Below are 8,964 nucleotides of genomic sequence, written 5' to 3' on the forward strand. Positions count from 1 at the left end.
GAAGCGGTTTCCGGCGTGCACGCGATGGAGGTGCTTCGAATGCGGGTTGCAGATGCATTGCGACGCAAGGGAAGTTCGGTGGTCACCATCTCCAGGGACCGCAGTGTGCGTGAGCTGCTCGCTCTTCTCGCCGAGCACGGCATCGGTGCCGTCGTGGTGTCCTACGACGGTGTCACCGTCGACGGCATCGTGAGCGAGCGCGACGTCGTCCGCCGGCTGAACTCGGACGGCGACGGCATCCTCGACGGCACGGTGGGCGAGATCATGACCGCCGACGTCCACACCTGTGGGCCCGAGGCCACGCTCGACGAGCTGATGCCCGTCATGACGGAGCACCGGGTCCGGCACGTCCCCGTGCTCGTGGACTCTCGGCTGACCGGGATCGTCAGCATCGGCGACGTGGTCAAGCACCGGATCGCCGAGGTGCAGGACGAGCGCGACCAGCTGACGGCCTACATCACCGGCGGCCGCGCGAGCTAGGCACCCGCGCGGGCCCGGCCGGCCTACCGTTTCTCGGTGGCCTTCGTCTCCGTAGCCGACGACGGAACGGGGGAAGGCACCACGTCATCGGCCCCGGAGGCCGGGGCTTCTTCGACGGGCGTCGAGACGCCGCGCCGGACATGGCGCGGGTTCCCGGCACCTCGCCGGCGGCGGAGCACGAAGACGAGCGCGCCCAGGGCGAGCGCGGCGACCGAGACGAGGGCGACAACGACGACCGGGGAGGCGCCGCTCTGCGGAGCGGACGATCCGGCACTCTCTTCGGGCGCCTCGTCCGAGCTGCTGCGGACGGCCGGTGCCGGGACGGAGAGCACGACCCGGCCGTCGGCGTAGCTGATCTCGTAGGTCTTGCCGCCGATGTCGAGCCGAGCCCCCTCGTCGAGGCCCTTGAACGTTCCGGTGATCTCACCGCCGGAGGTGACGACCGGAATCTCGCGGGGAAGCGGGACGCCGTCCTTGTAGCGAACCTTGAGCGTGGCGCCGCCCAGGGCGACGTCGCCGGCGACCGCCAGCTCGGCGACCGTGCCCGCCTGGAGGGTCGAGGTTTTCCGGAGCGTCACGTCGCCGCCGACGGCGGCCGTCCCGGTGACCTCGAGCGAGCTGTTGACGACGAGGTCCCCGGCCAGCTCGGCGCGCGCGAGCGCGAGCGTCCCCTTGGTGACGGCCCAGGGGCCCTTGGCGGTGCTCGTCCCGGAATAGGTGAGCGTCCCGGCCCCGGTCTTCACGAGGCCACCGGCGCCCTCGACGCCGCCGGCGTACTTGGTGTCCTTGCTGCTCGCGACGGTCACGGTCGTGGCGCCGAGGCGCAGCATGGTGCGGTCGACGCCACTGAGGTTGTTCACGGTCTGGTCGCCCGCGGCGGCCACGTCGAGCGTCGCGCGAGGCTTCGACAGCTTCACGCCCGCCGACGACGCGAGGGTGCCGCCCGCGAGGACGAGCGTGCCTCCGGAAACCGTCGTCGGCCCCGTGTAGGCGATGTCGCCGGTGAGCGTCACCGTCGCCGGGCCGGCCTGCTGGAAGGAACCCGCTCCGGAGACCCGGGACAGCTCGATGGCCTTCTCGGCGTTGCTGACGACGAGGGCGCCGTCGTCGACGACCTTCGAGCCCTCGGTCCCGGTGATCAGCCAGGAGTCCTGCCCCGGGCTGCCGGTCCCCAGACGGAGGACCGCCCCGCTCTCGATCGTGGTCGTGCCGTCGTAGTTCTGCTGGTCCGCGAAGGTGACGTCGTTGCCCGGCGTGCCGGCGATGGTGACGTCCCCGACGGCGACGGCGGCCATCGTGTCGTGGTACTGCCCGCCAGAGATGGGCGCGCCCAGCGTGACCGGTCCGTTGTAGTCGAAGATCAGGTGCCCGCGGGCGCGGCGCGTGTACAGGTTGATGTAGATGGTCTCGCGGGTGCCGGGAAGGAAGAACCGGTTGTGCGTGCCGTCGCCCCACTGGACGATCGCGCCCTGGATGTTCACGCCGCGCTTGTTGATGTTCTTGGGCACCGGTACGAAGTTCAGGTCGGGGTCCGAGAGCGAGGGGTCGGTCTCCGAACCCTGGTCGGTCCAGGAGTAGACGCCGGTCATGATCACTCGGCTGCCGTCGGGGGCGCCGTAGAAATTGATGTCGTTCCCCCACTCGCGGGAGAAGACGTCGAACCCGAGGACGGTGTCGTAGCCGTGCGGCGTGTCGATCATGAACGAGCCGTAGTTGACGAGCTTCGCAAGGTTCGGGAGGGAGGTGCGGTACTGCTCCCGCATGCTGGCGTGAACGCCGGTGCCGTTGACGATGGTGCCCGAGAACGGGTGGTCCCCGGCTAGGGAGACGCCGTCCCAGACGAACCGGGGCTGGTTCAGCACGCCGCCGCCGGAGAGGATGCCCGGGTGGTACGGGGCACCGTTGACGGCGACGATCAGCGTGCCGTCGATGTGGTGGTTGAGCGCGTTCCAGGCGAAGTTCGGGTAGTCGTAGGGGTAGTGCCCGACCCGTCCGGCCGGGCTGGTGCCGTCGCCGTACTGGAGCGTCGCGCCGGCCTCGACCGTGACGGCCGGGGCATCAGGGTCGTGGAAGGCGGCGTAGGGGTGGTTCTGTTCGCCCAGGACCTCCAACCGCTGCCGTTGGCGGTCCTCGGGGATCTGGAAGTCGCTGTCCGCCGTGAGCACCAGCTTGCCGCTCCCGCGGACCGTCAGGGTGCCGACACCGGAAAAGACGCCGCCGTAGACGACCTCTTCGCCGTCGCCGAGCGTGATGGTGGAGTCGCCCGCCAGCTCGATGCTCTCGTTCGCCCGAACCCGGTCGGTGATGTCCGTCGCCGCCTGGGCCGGGACACAGGCCAGCGAGATGGTGACGGACGCCAGCGCCAGCATGGCAAGCACCCGCAGACACAGACGGCGCATATGCGACATGGAGGGAGGTTAGCGCTCACTTCACCCGCGTCGGACCAGTGTCCGGCCCCGGACCGTCCCGGACCGCGCGATCCGGGTCTGCCCTAGCTCCGCAGGGTCGCCCGGTACTCGTCCTCGAGGATGCTCATCACTACGGCATCGGCCCAGGCGTCCCCGTCGCGGTGGACGTCCCGCAGGCGGCCCTCCTCGCGGAACCCGAGCGACTCGTACAGGGCCTGGGCACGCGGGTTGATGCTGAGCACGTCGAGGCTCACGCGGTGCAGGCCGGGCCCGGGCTCGCCGTCGACGCCGTCGAACGCGAACCGCAGGACCTCCTGGATGGCCTCCCGGCCGTACCCGCGGCCCCGGTAGTTCGGCAGCAGCTGGAGCCGCAGGTTCGCCGAGCGGACGTCGCCGTCGAGGTCGTTGAGCACGATCTCGCCGATCATCTCGTCGCTGATCGGCTTGCCGTCCCGCATCGCGGCCGGGCAGATCGCCCAGTCGTAGCGGCCGGGCCGGTCGCTGACGGTGCTCGCCCACTCGTCGATCTGGTCACGCGTGAACGTTGCGGTCGTCCCCGTCAGGCGCGTTCCCTCCGGATCCTGCACCGCCTCCCACAGGCGTTCCGCATCGCGCCCCTCGATGGGGCGCAACCGCATCATCTCGCCGCCCAGAAGGGGTCCGCGGGTCACCTGCCCGCCCTCACGAACCGGGCCTCACGAACCGATCCGATCGAGCACCAGCTCCCGTACCCGCTTCGCGTCGGCCTGACCCTTCGTCGCCTTCATGACCGCGCCGATGATGGCGCCGACCGGACCCTGGTTGCCGCCGCGGACCTTCTCGACGATGTCCGGCTGAGCCGCCAGCGCGTCGTCGATCGCTGTGAGCAGGGCGCCGTCGTCGGACACGATCTCGAGGCCGCGCGACACGACCACCGCCTCCGGGTCGCCCTCGCCGGCGAGCACGCCCTCGAGCACCTGGCGCGCGATCTTGTCGTTGATCCGGCCCGACTCGATGAGTCCCTGCAGCTGCGCGATCTGCGCCGGAGTGACGACGAGGTCCTCGAGAGTGATCTCGTCCTGCTTCGCCCGGCGGGCCAGCTCGCCCATCCACCACTTGCGCGCGCCCGCGGCGCTCGTACCGGCGGCGATCGTTGCCTCGATGAGCTCGACGGCGCCCGCGTTGACGACGTCGCGCATCTCGGCGTCGGCGTAACCCCACTCCTTCTGGAGCCGACGGCGGCGTGCGACCGGCATCTCCGGGAGCGTCGCCCGGATCTCCTCGACCCACTCGCGGCTCGGGGCCACGGGCACCAGGTCGGGCTCGGGGAAGTAGCGGTAGTCCTCGGCGTCCGACTTCACGCGGCCCGACGACGTGGTGCCGTCCTCCTCGTGGAAGTGGCGCGTCTCCTGGATCACCGGGAGGCCCGCGTCGAGGACGCCGGCCTGGCGGGACACCTCGTACCGCACGGCGCGCTCGATCGAGCGGAACGAGTTCACGTTCTTGGTCTCGGTGCGGGTGCCCAGGGGCGACTCCGGCGTCGGGCGGAGCGACAGGTTCACGTCCGCGCGGACGTTGCCGCGCTCCATCCGGGCCTCGGAGACGTCGAGCGAGCGGAAGATGTCGCGCAGCGTCTGCACATAGGCCCGCGCCACCTCGGGGGCGCGCTCGCCGGCGCCCTCGATGGGCCGCGTCACGATCTCGACCAGCGGGATGCCTGCGCGGTTGTAGTCCACCAGCGAGTACTCGGCGCCCTGGATGCGGCCGGTCGCGCCACCCACGTGGGTGTTCTTGCCGGCGTCCTCCTCCATGTGGGCGCGCTCGATCTCGACACGGAACACCTCGCCGTCGTCGAGCTCGATGTCGATCCAGCCGTCGAAGGCGATCGGCTCGTCGTACTGCGAGGTCTGGAAGTTCTTCGGGACGTCCGGGTAGAAGTAGTTCTTCCGGGCGAACCGGCAGCTCTCGGCGATGGTGCAGTTCAGCGCGAGGCCGATCCGGATCGCGTACTCGACGGCCTTGCCGTTCACCACCGGCAGCGCGCCCGGCAGCCCAAGGCTGACGGGTGTCACCTGGGTGTTCGGCTCGCCGCCGTACGCGACCTCGGCCGCGCAGAACATCTTGGTCAGCGTGCCGAGCTCGACGTGCACCTCGATGCCCAGCACCGGGTCGTAGCGGCGGACGGCGTCCTCGTAGGCGACCAGGTCGGTGGTCGTTGCGGCGGTCATCGAGCGAGCTCCGTGGTCTTGAGTTCGGGTGCCTTGTTCAGGATGGGCCCGCCCCAGCTGGACTCGAGGGCCGCCTCGAGGGCGGCGCCCACGCGGTACAGCCGGTCGTCCGCCTTGGCGGGGGCCAGGATCTGGAAGCCGACCGGGAGGCCGTCGTCGGACAGGCCGTTCGGCAGGGACATGCCGGGAACGCCGGCGAGGTTCGCGGGGATGGTCGCGACGTCGTTCAGGTACATCGCGAGCGGGTCGTCGAGCTTCTCGCCGAACTTGAACGCCGTGGTCGGCGCCGTGGGCGAGACCAGCACATCGGCCCGCTCGAAGGCGGCGGCGAAGTCGCGCTGGATCAGCGTGCGGACCTTCTGCGCGCTGCCGTAGTAGGCGTCGTAGTAGCCCGCGGACAGCGCGTACGTGCCGAGGATGACGCGGCGCTTGACCTCGTCGCCGAAGCCCGCGCCGCGGGTGGCGCCCATGACGCGCTCCGCGGTGACCGGGCCGTCGGCGGGCTCGACGCGCAGGCCGAAGCGCATGCCGTCGAACTTCGCCAGGTTGCTGGACGCCTCGGCGGGCATGATCAGGTAGTACGCGTCGAGCGCGTAGGCGAAGCTGGGGCAGGAGACCTCGACGACCTCGGCACCCAGCGCACGCAGCTGCTCGAGCGACTCGTCGAAGCGAGCGGACACGCCGGCCTGGTAGCCCTCCCCCGAGAGCTCCTTGACGACGCCGACGCGCAGGCCCTTCAGGTCGCCCTTGGCGCCCTGCCGGGCAGCCGCGACGACGCCCGGCACCGGCTCGTTGATCGACGTCGAGTCGTGCGGGTCGTGGCCACCGATGAGCTCGTGCAGGAGCGCCGCATCGAGCACCGTGCGGGTCACCGGGCCCGCCTGGTCGAGCGACGACGCCATGGCGATCAGGCCGTAGCGCGAGACGCCGCCGTAGGTGGGCTTCACGCCGACCGTGCCGGTGACGGCGCCTGGCTGACGGATCGAGCCACCGGTGTCGGTGCCGATCGCGAGAGGCGCCTCGAAACCGGCTACTGCCGCGGCGGAGCCACCGCCCGAGCCACCGGGGATGCGGTCCAGGTCCCACGGGTTCTTGGTGTTGCCGAACGCCGAGTGCTCCGTCGAGGAGCCCATGGCGAACTCGTCCATGTTGGTCTTTCCGAGGATCGGCAGGCCCGCGGCCTTGATGCGCTCCACGAGGGTCGCGTCGTACGGCGGGATCCAGCGCTCGAGGATCTTCGATCCGGCGGTGGTGGGCAGGCCCTTGGTCACCACCACGTCCTTGACCGCGATCGGCACGCCTGCGAGCGGGTGCAGCTCCTCGCCGCCCGCGCGCTTCGCGTCGACCTCGGCGGCCGTCGCCAGCGCCTCGTCGGAGGAGACGTGCAGGAACGCGTGCAGGTCCCCGTCGACGGCGGCGATGCGGTCCAGGTGGGCCTGCGTGGCCTCGACGCTGGTGATGGTCTTGCTGCGCAGCGCCGATGCGAGGTCGGACGCACTGAGCCGGGTGATGTCGTTCGTCATGTCGCTGGTCCCCATCTCACTCTTCGCCAAGGATCTGCGGGACGGCGAACCGTCCATTCTCCTGCTGCGGAGCTCCGGCCAGCACGTCCTGGACCGGCAGAGCCGGCTCGGGCACGTCGTCTCGGAACACGTTCGTCAGCGGGAGGGGGTGGCTCGTTGCGGGCACGTCTGCGGTGGCGACCTCGCTGACGCGAGCGACGGACTCGACGATCACGTCGAGCTCACCGGCGAGGCGGGTTACCTCGTCCGGTCGCAGGTCGATCCGTGCCAGCGCAGCCACGCGCGCAACCTCGTCACGGGAGATGGTGGACATGGCGGCAAGTCTAAGGCGTGTCGCCCTCCGACGGGGCCGCCACGCCCCCTCAGGACTTCAGGTCCACGTGCCGGTTGACGTCCTTGTAGATCAAGTAGGTGAACGGACCCGGGCCGGACTTCGGAGCCTCGACCCGCGCCGGCCGACCGGTGCTAGTCTCGCCGGGCCGGAACACGACGTCCGGTCGGCGGAGCAGCAGACGCCGAAAACCTGAGCTGGCGGCACCTGCCTCCAGCTTGCGCCGCCAAGAGAGGCGGCCCCCGTGAGCACACTGTGGCTGAAGAACCCCCTCGGCATCCACCTGGGCCGCGGAACAGATTCCGGCGCAGCGGGCGGCGGTCTCGTCGTGGACACGAGTCGCGGCCTGATCACCGAGCTCGTACCCTCCGGAGGGCGCCCGACCGCCCCGACGGACGCGGAGCTCGATGCCAGCGCCCACGTCATCACGCCCGGGCTGATCAACACGCACCACCACTTCTACCAGACGCTGACCCGCGCCTGGCCACCCGTGGCGAACGCCAAGCTGTTCGACTGGCTGGTGAACCTATACCCCGTGTGGTCCCGGATGGACGCTGAGGCGATGCGGCTCGCCACCACGGTGGCCCTGGCAGAGCTGCTGGAGTCCGGGTGCACCACCACCTCGGACCACCACTACCTCTTCCCCAGCGGGTCCGACGTCGCGATCGACGTCGAGGTCGACGTCGTGCGTTCGCTCGGCATGCGGGCAGTCCTCACCCGCGGCTCGATGAGCGTAGGCGAGGACGACGGCGGGCTACCGCCACAGCAGGCAGTGCAGGACGCGGAGACGATCCTGGCCGACTCCGAGCGGCTGGTGGGCGCGCATCATGAGCGCGGCGCCGGAGCGATGGTCCAGATCGCTCTGGCACCGTGCTCGCCGTTCTCCGTGAGCACGGAGCTCATGACGCAGACCGCCGCCCTGGCCCAGTCCCTGGACGTCCGCCTGCACACGCACCTCGCTGAGACGATCGACGAGGAGGACTACTGTCGCGAGCACTTCGGGAAGCGGACCGTCGACTACCTGGAGTCGGTGGGCTGGCTCACCGACCGCACCTGGCTCGCGCACGGGATCCACTTCGATGACGAGGAGATCAAACGGCTGGGGCGCGCAGGAACGGCGGTCGCGCACTGCCCGACGTCGAACATGCGCCTGGCCTCCGGGATCGCGCGCGCCGTCGAGCTCGAGGAGGCCGGAGCTCCCGTAGGACTGGGCGTGGATGGCTCGGCATCGAACGACGCCTCCAACCTCATCCGGGAGGTGCGCCAGGCCCTCTACCTGCAGCGGCTGCGGTACGGCGCCGAGCGGGTCACTGCCGCGCGAGTCCTGGACTGGGCGACCTCGGGCTCCGCCAAGGCGCTTGGACGCGCAGATCTCGGGACTATCGCCGTGGGCAAGCAGGCCGACCTCGCCCTGTTCCGCACGGACGGACTGGCGTTCTCCGGCGCCCACGACCCGGTCACCGCTCTCGTACTGTGCGGCGCCGAGCGCGCCGACAAGGTGATGATCGCCGGCCGGTGGCGCGTGGCAGACGGCCACGTGATCGGGCTGGACACCGACGCCCTGATCGCCCGGCACCAGGAGGCCGCCCGGACACTGGTCGCGGGCTGAGCGCCCCGGCCAGGCAGAACGGCCAGGACCTGTGCGCTGGTTCTCTTGCGCATGGGCCCCCACCGTGGTCCTGGTTCTGCAGCCCTCGGCGGTGCACCCGGGCATGGCGTCGTTCGGTGGGCATGACGAAGGCCCCGCACCACCCGGTGCGGGGCCTTCGTGAATGGTTGTCCGGCGGCGTCCTACTCTCCCACCCCGTCTCCAGGGCAGTACCATCGGCGCTGTAGAGCTGAGCTTCCGGGTTCGGAATGGGACCGGGCGTTTCCCCCACGCTATGACCACCGTAACACTGTCGAGAATCAGGCAACCCCGCCGGCCCACTCACCCGCACGAAAGGTGTGGGGGTGGTGGTGGGGGTTGGTGCCCGTGACTCGGGAACCGCATAGTGGACGCGTAGCAACACTTT

Annotated in this window: 7 protein-coding genes and 1 rRNA gene; 2 read left to right on the forward strand and 6 right to left on the reverse strand. The window is 70.4% G+C overall.

Annotated elements, in window-relative coordinates; all coding sequences use genetic code 11:
• The first annotated feature begins 78 nt into the window (after positions 1-78).
• Positions 79-480, forward strand: a complete 402-nt coding sequence (locus IE250_RS05790) for a CBS domain-containing protein (protein ID WP_444544349.1) — start codon at positions 79-81, stop codon at positions 478-480.
• Between the two features lie 23 nt (positions 481-503).
• Here IE250_RS05790 and IE250_RS05795 read toward each other — a convergent pair whose 3' ends face one another.
• The 5 genes from IE250_RS05795 to gatC form a co-directional block, all read right to left on the reverse strand.
• On the reverse strand, positions 504-2,888 hold the full coding sequence (locus IE250_RS05795; RefSeq protein WP_189668227.1) for an autotransporter-associated beta strand repeat-containing protein: 2,385 nt from the start codon (positions 2,886-2,888) through the stop codon (positions 504-506).
• 83 nt (positions 2,889-2,971) lie between these two features.
• On the reverse strand, positions 2,972-3,559 hold the full coding sequence (locus tag IE250_RS05800; RefSeq protein WP_189668228.1) for a GNAT family N-acetyltransferase: 588 nt from the start codon (positions 3,557-3,559) through the stop codon (positions 2,972-2,974).
• Between the two features lie 24 nt (positions 3,560-3,583).
• Entirely contained in the window at positions 3,584-5,095 is a 1,512-nt protein-coding gene (gene gatB, locus IE250_RS05805; RefSeq protein ID WP_189668229.1) for an Asp-tRNA(Asn)/Glu-tRNA(Gln) amidotransferase subunit GatB, read from the reverse strand.
• Positions 5,092-6,618, reverse strand: a complete 1,527-nt coding sequence (gatA, locus tag IE250_RS05810; protein WP_229872159.1) for an Asp-tRNA(Asn)/Glu-tRNA(Gln) amidotransferase subunit GatA — start codon at positions 6,616-6,618, stop codon at positions 5,092-5,094. Before gatA ends, gatB begins: the two co-directional genes overlap by 4 nt.
• 16 nt (positions 6,619-6,634) lie before the next feature.
• Positions 6,635-6,931, reverse strand: a complete 297-nt coding sequence (gene gatC, locus IE250_RS05815) for an Asp-tRNA(Asn)/Glu-tRNA(Gln) amidotransferase subunit GatC (RefSeq protein WP_129789061.1) — start codon at positions 6,929-6,931, stop codon at positions 6,635-6,637.
• A gap of 262 nt (positions 6,932-7,193) precedes the next feature.
• Here gatC and IE250_RS05820 point away from each other — a divergent pair, with 262 nt between their 5' ends.
• Entirely contained in the window at positions 7,194-8,558 is a 1,365-nt protein-coding gene (locus tag IE250_RS05820; protein ID WP_189668231.1) for an 8-oxoguanine deaminase, read from the forward strand.
• A gap of 169 nt (positions 8,559-8,727) precedes the next feature.
• On the opposite strand, the gene rrf is transcribed toward IE250_RS05820, so the two are convergent.
• Positions 8,728-8,844, reverse strand: a 5S ribosomal RNA gene (gene rrf / locus IE250_RS05825).
• Positions 8,845-8,964 lie beyond the last annotated feature (120 nt).

The sequence above is a fragment of the Promicromonospora soli genome, from assembly GCF_014653785.1.
Classification (GTDB): Bacteria; Actinomycetota; Actinomycetes; order Actinomycetales; family Cellulomonadaceae; genus Promicromonospora; species Promicromonospora soli.

Coding starts and splice junctions, on each gene's coding strand:
- gatC (WP_129789061.1), bottom strand. CDS start 6,931: ATGTCCACCATCTCCCGTGACGAGGTTGCGCGCGTGGCTGCGCTGGCA.
- gatA (WP_229872159.1), bottom strand. CDS start 6,618: ATGACGAACGACATCACCCGGCTCAGTGCGTCCGACCTCGCATCGGCG.
- IE250_RS05795 (WP_189668227.1), bottom strand. CDS start 2,888: ATGTCGCATATGCGCCGTCTGTGTCTGCGGGTGCTTGCCATGCTGGCG.
- gatB (WP_189668229.1), bottom strand. CDS start 5,095: ATGACCGCCGCAACGACCACCGACCTGGTCGCCTACGAGGACGCCGTC.